4 protein-coding genes (1 of these 4 only partly in view) are annotated in these 24,140 nt (G+C 71.7%); 3 read left to right on the forward strand and 1 reads right to left on the reverse strand.

The features are described 5' to 3' along the window. The 3 genes in view from ACLJRM_RS30335 to ACLJRM_RS30345 are tightly spaced (at most 51 nt apart) and all read left to right on the forward strand, a layout consistent with a single transcriptional unit that may run on beyond the window. On the forward strand, positions 1 to 11,956 hold the 3' portion of the coding sequence (locus ACLJRM_RS30335; protein WP_410664997.1) for an amino acid adenylation domain-containing protein. It extends 1,376 nt beyond the left edge of the window; the window shows 11,956 of its 13,332 coding nt (coding positions 1,377-13,332); its start codon lies beyond the left edge, outside the window; the stop codon is at positions 11,954 to 11,956. After that, the gene (locus ACLJRM_RS30340; protein ID WP_410664998.1) at positions 11,953 to 20,682 is read left to right on the forward strand and encodes an amino acid adenylation domain-containing protein; all 8,730 of its coding nucleotides are present in this window, start codon (positions 11,953 to 11,955) and stop codon (positions 20,680 to 20,682) included. Before ACLJRM_RS30335 ends, ACLJRM_RS30340 begins: the two co-directional genes overlap by 4 nt. A gap of 51 nt (positions 20,683 to 20,733) precedes the next feature. Further along, positions 20,734 to 21,708: an ABC transporter substrate-binding protein gene (locus tag ACLJRM_RS30345; RefSeq protein ID WP_410664999.1), complete on the forward strand. Its 975-nt coding sequence runs from the start codon at positions 20,734 to 20,736 to the stop codon at positions 21,706 to 21,708. Positions 21,709 to 22,222: 514 nt separating this feature from the next. Here the strand turns inward: ACLJRM_RS30345 and ACLJRM_RS30350 are convergent. Beyond that, the gene (locus tag ACLJRM_RS30350) at positions 22,223 to 24,139 is read right to left on the reverse strand and encodes an ArnT family glycosyltransferase (RefSeq protein ID WP_410665000.1); all 1,917 of its coding nucleotides are present in this window, start codon (positions 24,137 to 24,139) and stop codon (positions 22,223 to 22,225) included. Position 24,140: the final 1 nt, after the last annotated feature.

The raw sequence follows: 24,140 nt of genomic DNA on the forward strand, positions 1-24,140 counted from the left end.
GGAGCGGGTGCGCCGGACGCCGGACGCGCTCGCGGTCATCGCGGAGGACGCGCGCTGGACGTTCGCCGACCTGGACGGTCTGGTCGCGCGGTACGCCGGGGCACTCGCCGCCCACGGAGTGGCGCCGGGCGACCTGGTCGCCCTCGTCCTGCCGCGGTCGGCCGAGCTGATCGCGGCCGTGTACGCCGTCCACCGGCTCGGCGCCGCGTTCCTGGCGGTCGACCCGGGACTGCCCGAGCAGCGGATCCGGTTCCTCATCGAGGATTCCGGCGCCGCCGTGGTCGCGACACCCGAACTCCTGGCCACGGAAGCCGAACCGGTCACCGCGCGGACCCCGGTCACCGGCGCGCATCCCGCGTACGTGCTCTACACCTCGGGCTCCACGGGACGCCCCAAGGGCGTCGTCGTCCCCCATCGGGCGATCGCGAACCGGATGGCGTGGTTCCTCGGGACCGTCGAGCCCGGACCGGCGGACAGGCTGCTGTTCAAGGCGCCGGTGTCCTTCGACGTGTTCGTCGGCGAGATGAACTGGCCCGCCTGCTCCGGGCAGCCGGTGGTGATCGCCCGGCCCGACGGCCACCGCGATCCCGCGTACCTGGCCGAACTGGTCACGCGCGAGAACGTCACCATCCTCGAATTCGTGCCGTCGATGCTGAGCGCGTTCCTCACCGAACCGGCCGCGGCCGGTGTCACGTCGCTGCGGGTGGTGATCGTCGGTGGCGAGGCGATCCAGATCGACCAGATGCTGCGCGTCCGCGAACTGCTGCCCGGTGCGAGCCTGGTCAACACCTACGGCCCGACCGAAACCGCGGTCGACCTGACGGTCTGGGACACCGCGGGGGAGGACGGCGGCCGTCCGGTCCCGATCGGCACGCCGACCTGGAACACCCGCGCCTACGTGCTCGACGCGGGCCTGCGCCCGGTGGCGCCCGGGGAACCGGGAGAGCTGTACCTCGCCGGGCCGCAGCTGGCGATCGGCTATCACGGCGCCTCCGCGCTCACGGCTCGGCGTTTCGTCGCCGATCCCTTCGGCGCGGCCGGTGACCGCATGTACCGCACCGGCGACCTCGCCGCGTGGAACACCGACGGGAGCCTCGCCTACCTCGGCCGCACCGATCAGCAGGTCAAGATCCGCGGTGTCCGGGTCGAACTGGGCGAGATCGAGCACGCGCTGTCGCTGGTGTCCGAAGTGGACAGTTCGGCGGTGATCGTCCGGTCCGGCGAACTGCTCGGTTACGTGACCCCGCGGACGGTCGACACCGCCGCCGTCCGCGCGGAACTGGTGCGCGCGGTGCCGTCGTACCTGGTGCCTTCGGCGATCGTCGCGCTGGACACCCTGCCCGTCACGGCGAACGGCAAGCTCGACCAGGCCGCGCTGCCCGAGCCAGGGCGCTCCTCGACCGGCGTGCGGCGCGAGCCGAGGACCGCGGCCGAACAGCTGATCACCGAACGGTTCGCCGCCGTGCTCGGCCGCACCCGGGTCTTCACCGACGAGGACTTCTTCGCGCTGGGCGGGCATTCCCTGCTCGCGATCAAGCTCGTCGCCGGGCTCAAGTCCGCCCTGCGGATCGAGCTGTCCCCGCGCACGGTGTTCGACAACCCGACCCCGGCCGCCCTCGCGGCGGCGCTGGCGGACGCTGCCGCGGCTCGGCCCGCTCTTGTGCCCGCGCCGCGGCCGGAGTTCCCGCCGCTTTCGGCGTCCCAGCGGCAGCTGTGGTTCCTGCACCGTGTCGACGGACCCAACGCCACCTACAACCTGCCGCTCGTGTGGCGGATCGGCGGACCGCTCGACGTCGGCGCGCTGAGGGCCGCGTTGAGTGACCTCGTCGCGCGGCACGAGATCCTGCGCACCGTCTATCCCGACCGCGACGGCGTGCCGTTCCAGCGGATCCTGGGCGAGGTCGCGATCGCCTGCCCGGTCACCGACGTCACCGAGGACGAACTGCCGGACCAGGTCGCCGAGGCGATCGGGTACGCCTTCGACCTGGCCGAGGAACCGCCGATCCGGCCGTCCGTGCTGCGGCTCGGGCCGGACGACCACGTCCTCGTCCTGCTGCTGCACCACATCGCGGGCGACGAGTGGTCTTCGCACCCGCTGCGCCGTGATCTGTTCGCCGCCTACGAGTCCCGGCTCGACGGTGTCGCCCCGCAGTGGGCACCGTTGCCCGTGCAGTACGCGGACTTCGCGCTGTGGCAGGAAAAGAACCTGCCGTCCGCCGAGTTCTGGCTGAAGGAACTGGCCGGACTGCCCGAACTGCTGGAGCTGCCCGCGGATCTGCCGCGGCCGCCGGTGGCCGGTCAGCACGGTGGCGCGGCCGAGTTCGAACTCCCCGCCGGGGTGACCGCGAGGCTGCGCGAACTGGCCGCCCAGACCGGCGTCACCCAGTTCATGCTCGCGCAGGCGGCCGTGGCCGCGCTGCTGCACCTAACCGGCGCCGGTGACGACATCCCGCTGGGGACGCAGGTCGCCGGCCGGTCGGACAGCGCGCTGGACGAGCTCGTCGGGTTCTTCACCAACACGATCGTGCTGCGGACCGGGGTCGGCGGGCGGCCGACGTTCCGGGCCCTGCTCGACCGCGTGCGCGAAACGGACCTGGCCGCGTTCGACCACCAGGACCTGCCGTTCGACCGCCTCGTCGACCAGCTGCACCCGCAGCGTTCGACGGCGCACCACCCGCTGTTCCAGGTGGGCGTGGCGTATCAGCACGCCGAGACCGAGGCCGAACAACACGGAAAACTGACCGTCGCGCCGCATCTGTTCGCGATGCCGGTGGCCAAGTTCGACCTCGACTTCGAGTTCGTCGCGCTCGGGCAGGACCGCGTTCTCGGCGCCGTGCTGCACCGCACCGACCTGTTCACCCCGGCCGCCGCGCGGCGGCTCGCCGACGGGCTCGTCCGGCTGCTCACCGAGGTGGCCGCCGACCCGGACCGGCCGATCACGTCGGTGGAACTGCTGTCGACGCCGGAACGCGACAGGCTGCTCGAAAACGGCAGGGGAGCGGCCGCCCCCGGCGAACGCGGTATCGCCGGGCTGTTCGCCGACGCCGTGTCCCGGTACCCGGAAACGCTTGCGGTATCGGGAAACCTCGCCCTGACCTACCGGGAACTGGACACGCGGTCGACCGAGCTCGCGGCGGTGCTGAGCGAGCTCGGCGCCGGACCCGGTGAGCGGGTGCTCGTCCAGCTGGGACGCGGGACCGACGCCGTCGTCGCGTTCCTGGCGGTGGCCAAGACCGGCGCCACCTACCTGCCGCTGGCCTCCGCCGCCCCCGCCGCCCGGCGCGACGAGATCGTCGCCGACGCACTCCCGATCGCCGAGATCACCGCCGACGGCGCGCGCGGGATCGGGCCGTCGAGCCCGGCCACGGCCGCCGCGTACCTGATCTACACGTCCGGCTCGACCGGCCGCCCCAAGGGTGTCCTGGTCTCCGGCGCGGGTGTCGAAAGCCTCGTCCACACCGCGCTGACCACCTACGGGGCGGGGCCCGGCGCGCGGGTCCTGCAGTTCACCTCGCCCGCGTTCGACGTCTACCTCGAAGAGCTGGCGATGTCCGTGCTGTCGGGGGGAACGCTGTACATCCCTGCCGAGGGAGAGCGGCTCGGCACGGCGCTGGGCGAATTCGCGCGGCGTCACGACCTGACGCATGTCGACTTGCCGCCCGCCGCGCTGGAGGCGCTGCCGCCCGGCTCACTGCCCGCGACGACGACCGTGGTGGTCGGCTCCGACGAGGTCCCGGCGGAGCTGGTGGCGCGCTGGGCACCCGGACGCCGGTTGTTCAACGCCTACGGGCCCACCGAAACCACCGTGAACGCGACGGTGTGGAAGTGCCCGGAGCCCTTCGACGGCCGTGTCCTCATCGGACGGCCGGACACCGGCCGGACCCTGTACGTCCTCGACGACAGGCTGCGCCCGGCGCAGCAGGGCGAGCTCTACGTCGGCGGGAACGCGGTCGCGTCCTGCTACTGGAACGCGCCGGGAGCGACGGCGGAGCGGTTCGTGGCGAACCCGTTCGGCGGCGGCCGGATGTACCGCACCGGAGACCGGGTCCGCTGGACCGAACACGGCGACCTGGAGTTCCTGGGCCGCGTCGACACGCAGCTGAAGATCCGGGGTTTCCGGATCGAACCGGCCGAGGTCGAGGCCGCGCTGACCGCTCTTCCCGAGGTCTCGCTGGCGGCCGTCGTCGCCCGCGCGGACGCCGGACCGCGGCGGCTCGTCGGCTACGTCGTCCCCACCGGCGAAGGACTCGACGGCACCGAACTGCGCCGCCGCCTGGGCGCGGTGCTGCCCGAATACCTCGTTCCCGCCGCGGTCGTGTCGTTGAGCAGTCTGCCGCTCACCGCGAGCGGCAAGATCGACCGGCGCGTGCTCGCCACCGCGGACTGGGCCGCCCCGCCGGAAACCGCGGGCCGCGCGGCGGAAACCGAGGCCGAACAGGCCGTCGCCGCCGCGTTCCGTGCCGTGCTCGGCCTCGGCGAGGTCGGCGCGGACGCGGGCTTCTTCGCCCTCGGAGGCGACAGCATCTCCTCCATCCAGGTCGTGTCCCGGCTCCGGAGCGCGGGCTGGAAGATCACCGCCCGTCAGGTGTTCGAGCACCAGACGATCACCGACCTCGCCGCCGCGGCCGAACCGCTCGCCCCGGTCGCGGAACCGGTCCGGGTCCTCGAGTCCGGCGACACGCGCCCGCTCGCGCCACTGCAGGAAGGGCTGCTCTACCTCGACCAGCTCGAACCCGGCGGCTACCTCGTGCAGCAGGTGTTCACCCTCACCGGATCACTCGACCCGGCGCTGCTGCGCCGCTGCCTGCACGCGATGCTGGAGCGCTACCCGAACCTGCGGGCCGGGTTCACCTTCAGCGAGACCTCCCGGCCGGTGCAGTTCGTGCCGGACCGGGCCGAACTGCCGTGGCGCGAACGGGACCTGGACGAACCCGGTTTCGCGCGGCTGCTGGAAGAGGACCGGGCGACCGGCTTCGACCTGGCCGTCCCGCCGTTGATGCGGGCCACCTGTGTGCGCTTCGCCGACGGAACGCACCGTTTCGTGCTGACCCACCATCACATCCTGATGGACGGCTGGTCCGGTCCGCTGTTCGGCCGCGAGCTGTTCCTGCTCTACGCCGCGGGCGGGGACACCGCCGCACTGCCGTCCGCCGCGGACTACGCCCGGTACCTGGACTGGCTGGACCGCCAGGACCGGGGCGCCACCGAACAGGCCTGGCGCGCCAATCTGTCCGATGTGGACGGACCGACGCTGATCGGCCCGGCCGACGGGCCCGCCCGGGAGCTCGTCGTCGACCTCCCGGCGGGACTGGCGGAACTGGCCCGCGAACGAGGGCTCACGCTCAACACCGTCGTCCAGGTCCTCTGGGCGCTCACCCTGGCCGCCGAGACCGGCCGTTCCGACATCGTGTTCGGGACCACCGTGCACGGCAGGCCCGCCGATCTCGACGACGCAGAGCGGATGGTCGGGCTGTTCATCAACACCGTGCCGGTCCGGGTGCGGCTGCGCCCGGAGGAACCCGCGGCCGCGCTGCTGGCGCGGATCCAGGCCGAACAGGCGCGGCTGCTGGATCACCAGCACGCCGGGCTCGCCGACATCCAGCGCGCCGCCGGAACCGGGGAACTGTTCGACACGCTGCTGGTCTTCGAGAGCTACCCGGTCGACGACGACGCGCTCGCCGACGCCGAACGCCGCTCCGGCCTGACCGTCGCGGAACTGGCCGAACGGGACGACACGCACTACCCGCTGACCGTGCTCGTGGCTCCGGGCGAAGTCCTTTCGCTGACCTTGCGCCACCGCAAGGACGTCACGCGGCTCGCGGCGCGGCTGCGGACGATCGCGGATTGGCTCGTCGAGGACGGTGTCAGCCGGGCCGACTTCCTGACCGAGGCCGAGCGCCGGGCGGTGCTGCACGACTGGAACGACACCGCGCACGACGTGCCGCGCACCACGCTGCCCGACCTGTTCGCCGCACAGGCCCTTCGCACGCCGCACGCGATCGCGGTGATCGAGGGTGACGACGAATGGTCCTACGCCAGGTTCTCCCGCCGGGTCCGTGAACTGGCGGCGTCCTTGCAGGGGCAGGGGGTCCGCCCGGACGACGTCGTGGCGGTTTCGCTGCCGCGGTCGGCGGATCTCGTCGCGGTGCTGCACGCGGTGCAGGCCTGTGGCGCGGCGTACGTCCCGGTCGACCCGGACCTGCCCGCCGAACGGATCGAGTTCCTGCTCGAAGACGCGCGGCCCGCGATCACCGTCACGCCGGAGTGGCTGTCCGAAGTGGACGGTTCCGGTGGTTTCACACCGGTCGACGTCCTGCCGGACAGCACGGCCTACGTCCTCTACACCTCGGGCTCGACCGGACGGCCGAAGGGCGTGGCGGTCGGGCACGCGGCGATCGTCAACCGGTTGCTCTGGATGGCGCGGGAGTACGGGTTCGGCCCGGACACCCGGACCCTGCAGAAGACCCCGGCGTCGTTCGACGTCTCCGTCTGGGAACTGTTCCTGCCGTCGATCACCGGCGGCACCCTGGTGATCGCCGAGCCGGACGCGCACCGCGATCCGGTGCGGCTGGCGGAGATCATCGGTTCCGCGAAGGTCGACACCGTCCACTTCGTCCCGTCGATGCTGGCGGCCTTCGTGGCGGAACCCGCCGCGGCCGGGCTGAGCCTGGGCACGGTCATCTGCAGTGGTGAAGCGCTGCCGCCGGACCTGGCGTTGCGGGCCAGGGAAGTGCTCGGCGTGGCCGTGCACAACCTCTACGGTCCGACGGAAGCCGCCGTCGACGTCACGGCGTGGGACACCGCGGGCGAGGACGGCACCCGGCCGGTGCCGATCGGGCGTCCGGTGTGGAACACCAGGACCTACGTGCTCGACGCGGCGCTCCGTCCGGTCGCGCCCGGCGTGACGGGCGAGCTCTACCTCGCCGGAACCCAGCTGGGGCACGGCTACCGGAACCGGCCGGGGCTCACCGCCGGGCGGTTCGTGGCCGATCCCTTCCACGGCGGCCGGATGTACCGCACCGGCGACCTCGCCCGGTGGAACGACGACGGCACGCTCACCTACCTCGGCCGCACCGACCACCAGGTGAAACTGCGCGGCCAGCGCGTCGAACTCGGCGAGATCGAGCACGCGCTGAGCCGGGTCGACGGGGTCGGGACGGCGGCGGTCGCCGTCCACCGCGATTCGGTGCTCACCGCGTACGTGACGGGTGACGTCGACGGGGAACGTGTCCTCGCGCGGCTGACCGAACAGCTGCCCGCCGCGATGGTGCCCACGATCGTCACCGTGCTCGGCGAACTCCCGCTGACCCCCAGCGGCAAACTGGACCGCAAAGCCCTGCCCGAGCCGGATCTCGCCGCGCACGCCGGTGACGAGACGCCCGAAGGGCCGGTGGAGACGGCCATCGCCGCCGAGATCGCCGCGGTGCTGGGCCTGGACCGGGTCGGCGCGACGGCGGACTTCTTCCGGCTCGGCGGGGACAGCATCTCGTCCCTGCAGCTGATCGCGCGGCTGCGACGGGCGGGCTACCGGCTCAGCCCCCGCGAGATCTTCGAGCACCGGACGCCCGCCGCGCTGGCCGCGTTCGCGCAACGGGAAGGCGAGGCCGTCGTGGCCGGGACGCGCACCGGCGTCGTCCCGCTGTTGCCGGTGATGGAGTCCCTGCGCGACCTCGGGGGCGACACCCGGCGGTTCAGCCAGTCGATGCTGCTGACCACACCACCGGAGCTGACCGAAGAGCGGCTCACCTCGCTCCTGGACGGGATCCTCGCCGCGCACGACGCGTTGCGCGCCCGGCTCGAGCCGGGCTGGGTGTACCGGATCCGGCCCGAGGGCAGCGTTTCCGGGGCCGACGTGCTCCGGCGCGCCACCGGCGACGTCCGCGAGGAGTTCGACGCCGCGCTCGGGGAACTGGACCCGGAGGCCGGGGTCATGCTGCGGGCGGTGTGGTTCGAGCGGGAGAACCTTCTGCTGCTCGTGGCGCACCACCTCGTCGTGGACGGCGTCTCCTGGCGGATCCTCATGGACGACCTCGCCGAAGGGGCGCGGCCGTCCCCGGCCGAGACCTCGCTGCTGGACTGGGCCAGGTCCATCCGCGAACTGGAGTGGACCGACCAGGCCGGACGCTGGGAGCACGTCCTCGCCGGGAACCGTTTCCTGGGCGGGGAAACCGTTCTCGACCCGGCGATGCACACCGGCTCCACTGTGGACGGGCACACCATGGAGGTCCCGGCCGAGCTCACCGAGAAGCTGCTGACCGCGGTCCCGGCCGCCGCGCACGCCGGCGTGCAGGACGTCCTGCTGACCGGGTTCGCGATGGCGGTCTCGCGATGGCGGGCGGCCCGCGGCCTGCCGGACGACAGCGGCCTCGTCATCGACCTCGAAGGCCACGGCCGCGACGAGCATCTGGTGCCCGGAGCCGATCTTTCGCGCACCGTCGGCTGGTTCACCAGCATCTACCCGGCGCGCATCGGCGGGGTGGACGGTGACTCCGTCGCCTGGCTCAAGACGGTGAAGGAACAGCTGCGCACCCTGCCCGAGGCGATCAGCTTCGGGCTGCTGGCGCCGCCCGGTACCGGCGCGCGGACGGTCCTGTTCAACTACCTCGGCCGGCTCGACGGCCCGGCGGCGACCGGGCACTGGCGGCCCGCGCCGGAGTCTTCGCTGCTCGACGGCGGCGCCGACCAGGTCACGCCGGTCAGCCATCCGCTGGAGATCAACGCGGTCGCGGTCCGGCACGAGGACGGGCTGCGCCTGCACGGCGAGTTCGCCTTCGTCCGCGATCTGTTCACCGCGGCCGAGATCGGCGAACTCACCGAGGGCTGGCAGACCGCGCTGGCCGAACTGGCCGAGACGATCCGGGAGCCGTTCCGCACGCCGTCGGACTTCCCGCTGGTCACCCTCGAACAGTCCGATGTGGACGAACTGGCCGACGCGGCCGACGTCCTGCCGCTTTCCCCGCTGCAGGAAGGGATCGCGTTCCAGGCGTCGTTCGACACCGAGGACGAGGACGTCTATTCGGTCTGCCATTCCTTCGACCTGACCGGTCCGGTCGATCCGGACCGCATGCGCGCGGCCGGAAACGCCTTGCTGGCCCGGCACGGCAACCTGCGGGCGGCGTTCCGTCAGCTGCGCTCGGGCGTCACCGTCCAGGTGGTGCCGGAGTCGGCGGAGCTGCCGTGGGAGGTCGTCGAAGACGTCGACGCCGAGGCGTTCACGGCCGAGTTCGCCACGCGCAGGTTCGACCTCGCCGACGCGCCCTTGGTGCGGATGGCGCTGGTCCGCACGGGCCCGGACAGCCGCCGGTTGCTGCTGGCACATCACCACGTCCTCGCGGACGGCTGGTCCGGCCCGCTGCTGGCCGAGGAACTCTTCACGCTCTACGCGGGACGAGAGCTGCCGCCGGTCCGGCCGTACGCCGGGTACCTGAAGTGGCTGGCGGGCCGCGACGAAAACGCGGCCGAGCAGGCCTGGCGCACGGCGCTCGCGGACCTGGACGGCCCGACGTTGCTCGTGCCGCCGACCGAGGCACGCCACACCGTCCGGCCGGATCGCGCGAAGACCGATCTGGGCACCGCGCGCACAGCCAAGGTGACCGCCGTGGCCCGCGAGCTCGGCGTCACGGTCAGCACGCTGGTCAACACCGCCTGGGCGCTCGTGCTCGGGCAGCTGACCGGCCGGACCGACGTCGTCTTCGGCGTCACCGTGCACGGCCGCCCCGCCGACCTGCCCGGCGCCGAACGCATGATCGGCCTGTTCATCAACACCGTCCCGGTGCGGGTGCGGATCTCGCAGGCCGAGTCGTTCGCCGCGCTGGTGGGCCGGACCGACGGCGAGCAGATCGCGCTGCTGGACCATCAGCACGCCGGCCTCACCCGCATCCAGCGCTGGGCGGGCACCGGGGAACTGTTCGACACCCTCGTCGTGTTCGAGAGCTACCCGGTCGACGACGCGAGCCTGGCGGGCGCCGAGGATTCCGCCGGTCTCACGGTGGACGCCGTCGCCGGGACCGACGCGACGCACTACCCGCTGGCGCTCATCGTCGAGCCGGGGGAGGACCTGACGCTCGGGCTGGACCACCGCCCCGGTGTGGTCGACGCCGACGCGGTGCTCGCCCGGCTGACCGGCGTGCTCGACGCCATCACGGCCGACCCCGCGGTACCGGTGGGACGCATTCCCCTCGCCACCCAGGAGGAACCGCAGGGTGACCTGGTCGACGTCGAGACCGCGACCCTGCCGGAACTGTTCGCCGCACAGGTCGCCGCCACGCCGGACGCCGTCGCCATCACCGCGGACGGGCGGTCGCTGACCTACGCCGAGTTCGACGACCTCGTCGCACGGATCGCCACGAAGCTCGACGTGGCCCCCGGCGACCTCGTCGCGGTGAGTCTGCCCCGGTCGATCGAGCTGGTCGCGGTCCTGCACGCGGTTCACCGCCGCGGTGCCGCGTACGTGCCGATCGACCCGGGTTATCCGCAGGCGCGCAAGGAATACCTCGCCGAGGATTCGGCGCCGTCGGTGCTCGTCACGCCGGAGAGCCTGCCGGATCTGCTGGCCGGGGAGACTCGCCAGCCGCTCGTGCCGGTCCCCGACACCGCGCCCGCGTACGTGATCTACACGTCGGGTTCGACCGGCCGGCCCAAGGGCGTGGTCGTGGACCACCGGGCGATTGTGAACCGCTTGCGCTGGATGGCCGCCGAATACGGCTTCGGGCCGGAAACCCGCACCCTGCAGAAGACGCCGATCTCGTTCGACGTCTCCGTGTGGGAGCTGTTCCTGCCGATGCTCACCGGCGGCACGCTCGTCGTGGCGCCGCCGGATGCGCACCAGGACCCGGCGCTGCTGGCCGGGGTCATCCGGGCCGAACGGGCCGACACCGTCCACTTCGTCCCGTCGATGCTCCGGCCGTTCCTGGCCGAACCCGCCGCAGCGGGCCTTCCGCTGCGGCGCGTCGTGTGCAGCGGTGAGGCACTGCCCGGCGACCTCGTCGCCGCGGCACGCGAGGTGTTGCCCGAGGCGGGTCTGCACAACCTGTACGGACCCACCGAAGCGGCCGTCGACGTCACCTTCCACGACACGGCGGGCGACGATCCCGCTCGTCCGGTACCGCTCGGGCGGCCCGTGTGGAACACCGGGGCGCACGTCCTCGACGCCGCGCTCCGGCCGGTGCCGCGAGGCTGCGTCGGCGAGCTGTACCTGTCGGGAGTCCAGCTGGCGCACGGGTACCTGCGGCGCCCAGGACTGACGGCGACCAGGTTCGTCGCCGGGCCGGACGGGACGCGCCTCTATCGCACGGGCGACCTCGCCCGCCGTCGCGAGGACGGCGTTCTCGAGTATCTCGGCCGCGGCGACGACCAGGTCAAGATCCGCGGGGTGCGGATCGAACTCGGCGAGGTCTCGGCCGCCCTCTCGGCGCTGCCGGGGGTGACCGGGGCCGAGGTGGTCGCCGGGACCGCCGGACTGGTCGGGTACCTGACCGGCGACGTGCGATCCGCGGACGACCTGCGGACGGCGTTGCGGGAGAGCCTGCCGGAGCAGCTCGTGCCGGGCGCTTTCGTCTGGCTCGACGCGTTCCCGGTGACACCCAACGGCAAGCTCGATCGTGCCGCGCTGCCCGAGCCCGACCGCCAGGCCGAGACCGGCTCCGCGGAGCCCCGGAACGAGACCGAACGGGTCCTCGCCGTCTGCATGGCCGAAGTGCTGGACCTCGGCCGGGTCGGCGTGTTCGACGACTTCTTCGCGCTCGGCGGCGACAGCATCCGATCGCTCAACCTCGTGGGCCGGGCCAGGACCGAGGGACTGAAGATCACCCCCCGCCAGGTGTTCGAGCTGCGTTCCGTGGCCGCGCTGGCGGAGGTCACCCAGGCGGCGGAGGAACTGCCGCTCGAAGAACGACCGCTGATCGAACTGGACGACGACGAATTCGCCGAGTTCTCCGGTGATTGGAGTGTTTCGTGAGTACCGCCCGTGGTGTCCAGGACGTGCTGCCGCTGTCCCCGTTGCAGGAAGGATTGCTCTTCCTGTCCACATGGGACAGTGCGGCGACCGACGTCTACACCATCCAGCAGGTGTTCGACCTGCGCGGTGACCTCGACCCCGAGCGGATGCGCGCGGCGGCGGAGACGGTGCTCACCCGGCATCCCAACCTGCGCGCCGCCTTCCGGCCGCGCAAGAGCGGCGAGACCGTCCAGCTGATCCCGGAAGCGGTCACGGTGCCGTGGCAGGTGGACGAGGTCGGCGAGGACGAAGTCCCCGCGCTGCTCGACGCCGACCGGGCGCGGCGGTTCGATCTGGCCTCGCCGCCGCTGATCCGGTTCCGGCTGCTGAAGCTGGCGCCCGCGCACCACAAACTCGTCGTCACCGCGCACCATCTGCTGCTCGACGGCTGGTCCGGTCCGCTGCTGGGCGAGGAGCTGTTCACCGCCTACGGCCGAGGGGAACTCCCGCCCGCGCCGAAATACCGCGACTACCTGGCCTGGCTCGGACGCCAGGACCGGGAGACCGCGCGTGCGGCCTGGCGCGGGTCGCTGGCCGGGCTCGCGGAGCCGACGCTGCTGGCCCCGGGCGGCACGCCGTCGGCGGAGTTCCCGAGCGAGCTGGAAGTCCGTCTCTCCACTGTGGACACCGAACGCCTGACGTCGTGGGCGCGCGAGCACCGGGTCACCCTCAACACCGTCGTGCAGGCGGCCTGGGCGATCGCGCTGGGCAAGCTCACCGGCCGCCGTGACGTCGTCTTCGGCACCACCGTGTCGGGCAGACCCGCCGAACTGCCCGGGGTCGACCGGATGATCGGCCTGTTCATCAACACGCTCCCGGTCCGGGTCCGGCTGGACCCGGGGGAGACGCTCACCGGACTGGTCACCCGCGTGCAGGCCGAACAGGCCGCGCTGCTGGACCACCAGTACCTCGGGCTCGCCGAGATCCAGAAGGAGGCCGGGCACGGGGAACTGTTCGACACCCTCACGGTGTTCCAGAGCGCGCCCGCCGACGCCGACGCGCTCCGCCGCGCGGACGACGCGGCCGGGCTCGCCGTGTCACCGGAGGAGACCCGCAGTGTCACGCACTATCCGCTGACCGCCGTGGCCGCGCCGGGCGACGAGTTCGTGATCGCCCTGGTGTACCGGGAGGACCTGCTCGAACCCGGTTTCGTCCGGCGCGTCGCGGCGTTGCTGACCGACCTGCTGACGGCGCTGCCCGCCGAGCCGGACCGCCGCGCCGGATCGGTCGACCTAGGCACCGCCGACGAGCGGGAACTGGTGCTGCGCAAGTGGAACAGCGCCACTCTGCCCCGCGCGGGCGAGTCGCTGATCGAACTCTTCGTCCAGCAGGTAAGGGCCCGGCCGGAAGCGGTCGCGGTCGAGGACGGCGGGATCGCGGTCACCTACGGCGAGCTGTACGAGCGGGCGTCACGCCTGGCCGGTGTGCTCGCCGCCCGTGGCGCCGGGCCGGAGCGCATCGTCGGTGTCGCGATCAAACGCGGTCTCGGGTTCCTCACCGCCATGCTCGGCGTGCAGCTCGCGGGCGCCGCGTACCTGCCGCTGGATCCGGAGTACCCGCCCGACCGGATCGCCTACATGCTGTCCGACGCGCGTCCGGCGTTGCTGGTCGCCGATTCCGTTACCGCGGGGAAAGTGAGCGAGCACGGCGTCCCGGTCGTCGTCCTGGACGACGCCCTGCTCGAACCGCCCGCCGAGCTGCCCCTGCCGCATCCCGACAGCGCCGCGTACCTGATCTACACCTCCGGTTCCACCGGGCGGCCCAAGGGGGTGCTCGTACCGCACCGCGGCGTCCCCGACCTGGTGGCGATGTTCGCCGAGTCCGTCCGAAGCGGGCCGGGAAGCCGGGTGCTGCTGTTCGCGTCGCCGAGTTTCGACGTCTCGCTGGCGGAGCTGTCGACCCAGCTGCTCGTCGGCGCGACCGCGGTGGTCGTGCCGGAGGAGAGCCGTCTCGGGGAGCCGCTGGCGGAATTCGTCGCCACGCAAGGCCTGACGCACATGTTCGTGCCGCCGTCGGCGCTCACCACGCTCGCCGGGAGCGACCTGCCCGAGGGCGTCACGCTCATCGCGGGCACCGACGCGCTCACCCCGGAGCTGGTGGCGCGCTGGAGCCGCGGCCGCCGCATGTTCAACGCCTACGGCCCGACCGAATGCACGGTGAACTCCACGCTGTGGCAGTGCCGCGCGGACCGCCGCGTGGTCATCGGCCCGCCCGACCCGAACAAGCAGGCGTACGTGCTCGACGCCGACCTGCGGCCGGTCCCGCCCGGGTTCGCCGGCGAGCTGTACGTCGCCGGAGGACTCGCCCGCGGCTACTTCGGCTTGCCGGGACTGACCTCGACGAGGTTCGTGCCCAACCCGTTCGGCGCGCCCGGGGACCGGATGTACCGCACCGGCGACCTGGTCCGCTGGACCGCGGACGGCGAACTCGACTTCCTCGGCCGCGTCGACCATCAGGTGAAGATCCGCGGTTTCCGGGTCGAACTGGGCGAGGTCGAGACCGCGCTGTGCGACCGGCCCGGAGTGGCCGAGGCCGTCGCGGTGATCCGCGAGGACCAGCCCGGCGTCAAGCGCATGGTCGCTTACGTGACCCCGGAACCCGGTGCCGAGCCGGTACCGGGTGACCTGCGGGCCGCGCTGTCCGCGCGGATGCCGGACTACTCGGTGCCCTCGGTCGTCGTGGTCCTCGACCGGCTGCCGCTGACCGTGAACGCGAAGGTCGACAGGGGCGCGTTGGCCGGGGCGGACGAGTTCGCCCCGGACCTGAGCGGGCTGACCGGCGGTGCCGCGCCGGCCACACCCGAGGAGAAGGCCCTCGCCGACGCTTTCGCGGCCGTGCTCGGCCTCCCGTCGATCTCGGTGACCGACGACTTCTTCGGCTTCGGCGGTGACAGCATCCTGTCTCTGCAGGTGGTCAGCCGCGCCCGGCAGGCCGGACTGCGGATCACCCCGCGTCAGGTGTTCGAGGCCCGTACCGTCGCCGCCCTGGCCGAACTGGCCGAGCCGCTGGTCTCCGGTGCCGGGACCGCCGCGGTTCCCGCCGTCGGTGTCGTCGCCCAGACCCCGATGATCGCGGCCTTGCTGGAGCGGGGTGGGGTGCCGCGCCGGTTCAGCCAGTCCGCCGTGGTCAGGACTCCGCGAGGGCTCACCGAGGCCGCGTTGCACAAGGTGATCCAGGCGATCCTGGACCGGCACGACGCGCTGCGGGCCGTCCTCGGCACCACGTTGCGGATCCCGCCGCCGGGCGCGGTGACGGCGTCCGATGTCGTGCGCCGCGTGCCGGGTGACCTGGACCAGGATCTCTTGCACCGCGAAGCTCGCGAGGCCGAGGCCGCCCTGGACCCGGCGTCCGGCGCGATGGTCCGCGCGGTCTGGTTCGACGCCGGTGAAGCGCCAGGACGGCTGCTGCTCGTGATCCACCACGTCGTCGTCGACGGCGTGTCCTGGCGGGTGCTCTTCGACGACCTCGCCGCGGCGGGCGAGGGCAAGGAACTCCCCGCGGTGCCGGTGTCCTTGCGCGCGTGGGCGGCCGGTCTGGCGCCGCGGATCGCACGGCATCGCAAGGAACTCCCGTACTGGCGCGAGGTCCTGGGCGAGCCGGGTCCCGCCGTCACGGGCACCGTCGGCGGCACCCGCGAGATCCAGGTCTCGCTCTCGCCGGACACCACGGCGACGCTGCTGGCGGGCGTGCCGAAGTCGTTCCGGTCGGGGATGCAGGACGCGCTGCTCGGCACCCTGGTCACCGCGATCACGCGGGTCCGGGGCACCCGTTCGGTTCTCGTGGAGACCGAAGGACACGGCCGCGACGACGAAAGCGATCTCTCGCGCACGGTCGGCTGGTTCACCACCGTGGCGCCGATGCGGATCACCGCGGACCCCGATCCGGTCCGTCAGCTCAAACACGCCAAGGACACCCGGCTCCGGCTGCCCGAAGGCGGCGCGGGCTACCCGCTGCTGCGCTATCTCACCGGAGAACTCGCCGGACGCGGACGGCCGGAGGTGCTGTTCAACTATCTCGGCCGCTTCGACGTCGAGACCCCCGGCGAGGAAGCCGACTGGCGTCCGGGCCCGGACCACGCCGGCCTCGGCGGCGACCTCGACCCGGCGATGCCCGCCGCGCATCCGCTGGAGGTCAACTGTTCCGTGACACCGGACGGGCTCTCCGCGAGCCTCGCCTACCTGCCGGACGCACTGTCCGAAAAGGACGCCGAGGCGATCGGCGCGGAATGGATGGCGGCCGCGGCCGTCCTCGCCGCCCGGCTGACCGCGGACGGGACCGGAGGGTTCTCTTCGGCGGACTTCCCGTTGCTGGACCTCACTTTGGACGAGGTCGACGAGCTCGGCGCCCCCGCCGACGCCTGGCCGCTTTCGCCGTTGCAGGAAGGCATGCTCTTCCTCGCCTCGTTCGACGAAGACAGCCTCGACGTCTACGTCACCCAGCAGATGCTGGACCTCGGCAACGTCGACCCGGCGCGGCTGCGGTCCGCGGCGGGCCGCCTGCTGGAACGGCATCCGAACCTGGGCGCGGGTTTCCGCTATCTCGACTCCGGGCGCGCGGTGCAGATCGTGCCGGGGGAGGCGACCCTCGACTGGCGTGACCTCCCCGGTGAGGACATCGAGGCGGTCACGGCCGCCGAGCGGTTGCGCCCGTTCGACCTCGCCGAGCCGCCGTTGATCCGGTTCACCCTGTTCGACCTCGGGGACGGCCGACACCGGCTGCTGATCACCAGCCACCACATCGTGCTGGACGGCTGGTCGGCGCCGCTGCTGGGTCAGGAACTCCTGGAGCTCTACCGGACCGGGTCGCCGCCGAAGGCCCGTCCGTACCGGGACTACCTGGAATGGCTGGGCCGCCAGGATCGCGAGGGCGGGCGCCGGGCCTGGAAGGACGCGCTCGCCGGGCTCGAAGGCGCGTCGCTGATCGCGCCGCCGGGGATCGGCCGAGGGCAGAATCTGCCCGACAAGCTCACCGTCGGGCTCACCGAAGAACAGACACAGCGGCTGACCGGCTGGGTCCGGCGGCACGGGGTCACGCTGAACTCCGTCCTGCAGGCCATGTGGTCGCTGCTGCTGGGCGGCCTGACCGGACGGCGTGACGTGGTGTTCGGCGCGACGGTGTCCGGGCGGCCCGCGGACCTGCCCGACGCGGACCGGATGATCGGCCTGTTCATCAACACCCTGCCGGTCCGCGTCCGCAGCGACGCCTCGGAAACCCTGGGAGCGCTGCTTTCCCGGGTGCAGGCCGAGCAGGCCGCGCTGCTGGACCACCACTACCTGAGTCTCGCCGAGATCCAGCGTCAGGCCGGTTCCGGCGAACTGTTCGACACGCTGCTGATCTTCCAGAGCTACCCGGTCGACGCCGAAGCGCTGGCCGAGAGCGAGCGCCAGGCGGGCGTGCAGGTGACCGGGGTCGAAGGCGAGGACGCCACGCACTACCCGCTCACCGTCGTCGCCGCGCCGGGACCGAAGCTGGAGCTGATCCTCGAGTACCGCACCGACGTGTTCACCGCCGAACGGGTCCGCGAGCTGGGAGAGTCCTTTGTGGACCTGCTGGCCGGTGTCCCGGACCGGCAGGACCTCCCGGTCGGACGGTTGGAGCTGGTGCCGCCCGCGCAACGCGAACTCGTGCTGCGCGCGTGGAACGAGACGGCGCTGACCGTGCCCGAGTCCACCGTGGTCGCCGCGTTCGAGGAGCAGGTCCGCCGGGGACCGGACGCGATCGCGGTGGCCTGCGAGGACCGGGCGCTGACCTACGCCGAGCTGGACGCCCGCGCGAACCGCCTCGCCCGTGCGCTGATCGCCCGGGGCGCGGGACCGGAGGGTGTCGTCGCGATCCGGCTGCGGCGATCGGAACTGTTCTTCGTGGCCATGCTGGCGGTGCTCAAATCCGGTGCCGCGTACCTGCCGATCGATCCCGCGCAGCCGGAGGACCGGACGGCCGGGATCCTCGACGACGCGAAGCCGTCGCTCGTGCTGTCCGAGGACGAGTGGCCCGACGACAGCGCGTTCTCCGCCGGACCGGTCACCGACGCCGACCGTTCCGGTGTCCTGCTGCCGCGGCATCCGGTGCACCTGATCTACACGTCGGGCTCGACCGGCAGGCCCAAGGGGGTCCTGGTCCCGCACCGGAACGTGGTGAACCTGTTCCACAGCCACGATCGCGACGTGCTCGGGCCCGCGATCGAGCGGACCGGCCGGGAGCGGCTGCGGATCGGCCACAACTGGTCGTTCGCCTTCGACGCGTCCTGGCAGCCGACGCTCGGCCTGCTCGGCGGGCACGAACTGCACGTCGTCACCGACGACGTCCGGCTCGACGCGGAGGATCTCGCGCGGTTCCTGATCGACCGGCGGATCGACTTCGTGGAGGTCACGCCCTCGCATTTCGTCCAGCTCGCCGCCGCGGGACTGGTGCGCGACGGGAAGTCGCCGCTGGCCGTGGTGGGCGTCGGCGGTGAGGCCGTCCCGCCGGGACTGTGGACCGAACTGCGGAACCTCGACGGAACCGAGAGCTACAACTTCTACGGGCCGACCGAATGCACCGTCGACACGGTGATCGCGCGACTGCGGGACAGCGACGGTCCGGTGATCGGCCGGGCCGTCGCGAACACGCGGATCCGGGTGCTCGACGACGCCCTCATGCCGGTCGCGCCCGGCATCGTCGGAGAGCTCTACCTCAGCGGCGCCCAGCTCGCCCGCGGCTACCTCGGGGCACCGGCGCTGACCGCGAACCGGTTCGTGGCCGATCCGTTCGGCGGACCCGGCGAGCGCATGTACCGCACGGGCGACCTCGCCCGCTGGACCGACGAGGGCCGCGTCGAGTTCCGCGGCCGGGCCGACGACCAGGTCAAGGTCCGCGGGCACCGGGTCGAGCCGGGCGAGATCGAAGCCAGGCTGGCGGCGCATCCGGCGGTGTCGGACGCGGTCGTCGTCGTCCGGGGCGACCGGCTCGTCGGCTACGCGATCGCCGACGAGTCCACTGTGGATGGTGAGGCGCTGCGCGCTTCGGTGGCGGAGGCGTTGCCGGACTTCATGGTCCCGGCGGCGGTCGTGCTGCTCGGGGAACTGCCGATGACGCCGAACGGGAAGGTCGACCGGGCCGTGCTCGCCACCGCGGAGTGGGCGGCGCCGGATCTGAGCGCGCTCAGCGGCGGGACGGCCCCGCGTAATCCACGCGAAAGGCAGCTGGCCGAGATCGTCGCCGAAGTGCTCGGGCTGCCCGAAGTCGGGGTGGAGGACGACTTCTTCACCCTCGGCGGCGACAGCATCCTGTCCATGCGCGTGGTCGGGCGGGCGCGGGCCGCCGGGCTGCGGATCACCCCGCGCGCGGTCTTCGAACAGCGGACCGTCGCCGCGCTCGCCCTGATCGCGACCGGAGACACCGGCGAAAGCCGTCCCGCGGTGCCCGCCGTCGGGGAGTTCCCGGCGACGCCGATCATGCTGGCGCAACGGGAACGCGGTGGCCCGATCGGCAGGCTCAGCCAGTACGCGGTTCTGCGTGTCCCGGCCGGTGTCGGTCTTCCCCGTCTCACCGAAGTGCTGAGCTCGGTGCTCGACCGGCACGACGTCCTCCGTGCCAGGCTGGCCGAAGACTGGACCGTCCACGTGCGGGACTCGGCCGACGCCGCCTCCCTGCTGCGCCGCGTCGACCTGGCGGACCGGCCTGTCGACGATCTCTTCACCACGGAGTTCCCGGAGTTCGAACGGACCGTGCGGGAACTGGACCCGTTCACCGGCGATGTCCTGCGCGCCGTGTGGTTCGACGCGGGGGAGGAGCGGCCGGGCCGGCTTCTGCTGATGGTGCACCACCTGGTGGTCGACGCGGTGTCGTGGCAGCCGTTGTTCGAGGACGTCGCGGTACTCGGCCGCGCGCCGGGCGAGGCACTGCCGCCGGTCGAAGTTTCGTTCCGGGAATGGGCCCTGCGCCTGAACGAGGCCGACCGCCGCGCCGAACTGCCGTACTGGCGGTCCGTTGTGGACGGTGCCGACATCCGGCCCGCCGGGCGGTCGCTCCGCTCGTCGGACACGATCTCGCGCGGGCGCAACGAAACCCTGACGCTGCCGGAGGAGACGACCAGCGCGCTGCTGGGCCCGGTCCCCGCCGCGCTCGGCTGCGGGGTGCAGGACCTGCTGCTGGCCGCACTCGCGGCGGCCATCGCCGAACACCGTGGCGGGCGAGCGCTGCTGGTCGACCTGGAGAGCCACGGCCGGGCGGAAGGACTGCTCGGTGACGCGGATCTTTCGCGCACGGTCGGCTGGTTCACGTCGCTGTATCCGGTCCGCGTCGCGGTTTCCGGCGACCTCGCCACGACCGCTCGGCAACTGCGCGAAGACCGGGAAGCGCTGCCGGACAACGGGATCGGCTACGGCCTCCTGCGTTACCGGGACGGCGAGGAGCTGGACGGTGCCGAGGTGCTGTTCAACTACGTCGGCCAGGTCGACGCGGGTGGCGCACGCGACGAGGACTGGCTGCTCGCCGCGGGGGAGAACGTCATCGGGGGCGACGTGGATCCCGAGGCGCCCGCCACGCACGCGCTGTCGATCAACGCATCGGTCGAACGTGGTGTGCTCACCGCGCACTGGTCGTATCTGCCCGAGGTCCTTCCGGTCGAAGACGTCACCCGGATAGCCGAAGGCTGGATGACAAATCTTGACCGGCTGGTGACCTCTCGGGCCGCGAAGCGTGATTAGGATAGCCTGCCCTAATCGGGCTAATGTTCGCTTGACAGAGAGGTAGGCGTCGTGAGGACGCAGTTCCAGAAGTGGCGTACGACGGTCGCCGTGGTTTCGGCGGCCGCACTGGCTCTGGGCACCGCCGCCTGCGGCTCGACCGACGACAGCGCCGGCAGTGCCGGCGCGACCAGGCCGTTCGACACCCCGAGCGGTCAGGTGCAGATCCCGGTTCAGCCGAAATCGGTGGTCGCGCTCGACCAGTACACCTACTTCGGGCTACTGGACGTCGGGGTGCACCCCAAGGCCACGGCGTCCGGCTACACCGACAGTTTCGCGGTGTTCCCGGCCTACGCCGACGAGTACGCCAAGGCGCCCAAGGTCGGCGGCTCGATGGAGATCGACATCGAGCAGGTCGGCGCGCAGGGACCGGATCTGATCCTCGGCAACAAGTTCCTCTCCCTGGAGAAGCACAAGATCGAGGACTACCAGAAGCTCGCGCCGACGGCGATCCTCGGCGGCGCCGCGGGCGAACCCGGTGTCGCGTGGCCGCAGTGGGTCATCCAGGCCGCCGACGCGGTCGGCAAGAAGCCCGAGGCCGAAGCGCTCAAGAAGCAGTACGAGGACCGCGCCGCCCAGATTCGCAGCACCTACGCGGACAAGCTGTCCAAGGTCAAGTTCGCGCTGATCAACGGCGGCGGCGGCAAGTGGTACCTGAACCTGGACGAATCCTGGGGCGGCACGATCCTCAAGGACCTCGGCGTCCAGTTCGCGCGGGCCGGCATCACCGACCCGAAGGAGAACACCCCGGAGTTCTCGACCGAGAACCTGGACAAGCTCAACGAAGCCGACGTGATCCTGTACCAGGCCGACTACCAGGGCAAGGCGGGCGCGGACACCCAGCAGATCATCGATCTGCCCGCGTATAAGGGTTTGCGCGCGGTCAAGGCGGGCAAGTCCCTGCCGACCGGCAACTTCTACGCGCTCCACTACAAGGCCGCGATGTCCTTCCAGGACGAGATCGAAAAGATCCTCAAGGAGTTCTGAGCCGCTTCGGTCTCGTGAGTGGTAAGGACGGTTAGAACTAGGGGAAGGGCAAACGTGGCCTGTTTCGCAGTCGGGTCGTGCTGAAGTGAAGGCTCCTTCGCCGCGTCCGACGCGGCGAAAGGAGCCTTCGGCGTCGTGGGTCTGGATCGGCCGACGAGAGCAGAGCGCACCCTGGACTATCCATAGAGGACAGTCCAGGGTGGGTAAATGTCCGATTGATGGCTAATACACGCTTCGCGGAGGGGGTCGTGAGTGGCAATGCGGGTTCTAGCCCTCTTTGCCACTCACGACCTCCTCAAAAACCGAACATCTAGCCATCAATCGGACATTCAGCTGTCAGAAAGTGTCCCTTGTGGACGCTCGTGGAACGATGGGCGCCCGCGGGCCAGTTCAGAACCACGCCGCTAAGGCCACCTCTCGACCTTGAAGTCAGCGAAGGGATTCTCGCCACAGAGGCTCGGCCGCGCCACCTTTGACTCACCCCTCAATAACCGTCCTTACCACTCACGAGTTTTCATGGGCGGCAGCGGTACAGGTCTCCCGGCCCCTCCTCGGCGCCGTACGTCGCGGGCGGCACGGCGACACACGTCGTCCGCACGAACTCGTACTGGCCCTTTTCCTCCGGCAGAAGCAGAACGTGGGCGACTTCGCCGCGTTCGATCCACTCCCGGAGCCGGTCCGGCGCCGGTGCCGGATCGCGGTTGGTGAAGCCCGCCATGCCGATCACCGCCCGGTCGGTCGCCATGATGAACGGCGCGGCGGTGTCGGCTGTTTCGACCGCGAGGGTCACCCGCGTGTCACCCGACTCTCGTTCCACATAACTGAGAAGTGCCTTGCCGGTTTCGTCGAGAGTTCCGGCCGAAGCCCGGTAGTCACGGGCACCCCAGCCGCCGAGGAGCCCCCTCAGGTCGTCGCGGACGGCGGGTTCGAGGTAGTCCGTCTGCAGGGAGACCGGACCGGCGGCCGGGAGCATGGGCAAACCGGCGGAGTAGTCGATGCTCGTCGCCGTCGACCAGACCACCGGCGCGGTCGAGATCGCCACGAGCCCGATCGCGAACCCGGGAAGGGCGACGCGGCGCGGTCCGAGCTTGCCGAGGACGAGGAGGCCGACGGCCAGTGCCGTCGCGGCGGCCACGACGATCCCCGTCCAGCCGTTCCATTCCGGTGCCCGGTTCACCAGGAGCCAGGCCCAGAAGCCGAGAGCGGCGACGACCGTGGGCAGCAACGGCCACCAGCGTCCTTCCGCCCGATACTGCCGCCACAGCGTGGCCAGGGCGGCCGCGGACAGCGCGGCGATCGCGGGCGCGAGTTCCGCGGTGTAGTACAGCAGCCAGATTCCGCGCATGAAGCTGAACACGGCCGCGCACACGAGAAGCCAGCCGCCCCAGAGCACCCATCCCGCCACCGTCCGGCGCGGCGGCCGCCTGCCGAGGACCACCAGGACGACGGCCGCCAGCACCGCTGCCAGCGCGAGCGGCAACAGCCAGCCCGCCTGGCCGCCCAGCGACGTCCCCAGCAGCCTTCCCGGCCCGGGATCGCTCTGGTAGAAGGACTTCCCGTGCTTCTCGGCGTAGCTGGCCGCCGCGGCGAAGTCCTGGCCGACGATCCGGCCCAAGCCGTTGTACCCGAAGACGAGATCGCGGGCGGAGCCGTCGGCGCTGCTGCCGATGTACGGCTTCGGGCTCGGCCACAGGTCCACCACCACGACCCACCAGAACGACGTGACGGCGAGGACCCCGGTGGCCAAAGCGGTCGTCAGCGCCTTCGTGCGGACGCCCGACGGCGAGCCCACCAGGTAGGCCAAGGCCAAGGCGGGCAGGACGAGCCACGCCTGGACCATCTTCGTGGTGAACGCGCAGCCGAGGAACACCGCGGCCAGTAGCATCCAGCGGCGTTCGCGTCCGGAGTCGTCGATCGCCCGCGTCACCGCGTAGGCCGCGCTCACCAGAAGCAGGAACAGCAACGGATCCGGCATGTTGTCGCGGATCACCGCGACGACGATCGGCGTGCAGGCGAACAGCGCGGCGGCGAGCAGCGCGACCCGTTCACCCTGCCAGCGCCGGACGGTCAGGAACAGCACCCAGACCGTCGCCACGCCCTCGAGCACCTGCGGCAGTATCAGCGCCCAGCCGTGGAAACCCAGTACCTGCACGGAAAGCACCTGGACCCACAGTCCCATCGGTGGCTTGTCCACCGTCACCACGCCGAGCGGATCCACCGAGCCGAAGAGGAAACCGGTCCAGCTGCGGGACATCGAGTCGACAGCGGCGCTGTAGTACGGATAGCCGTAGCCGAGTTCCCAGATCCCCCAGCCGTACCAAGCGGTGGTGACGAGAAGGATCGCGGCCAAGGCGAGCCGATGCGCTCTGCCGGGAGAACGGGCGGGGACTTCTGCCGGAGTGTCCACGGAAGGGGAAAGGGAAGTGCTCATG

It is taken from the genome of Amycolatopsis sp. lyj-84 (assembly GCF_046549075.1).
In the GTDB taxonomy this organism is placed as follows: Bacteria; Actinomycetota; Actinomycetes; order Mycobacteriales; family Pseudonocardiaceae; genus Amycolatopsis.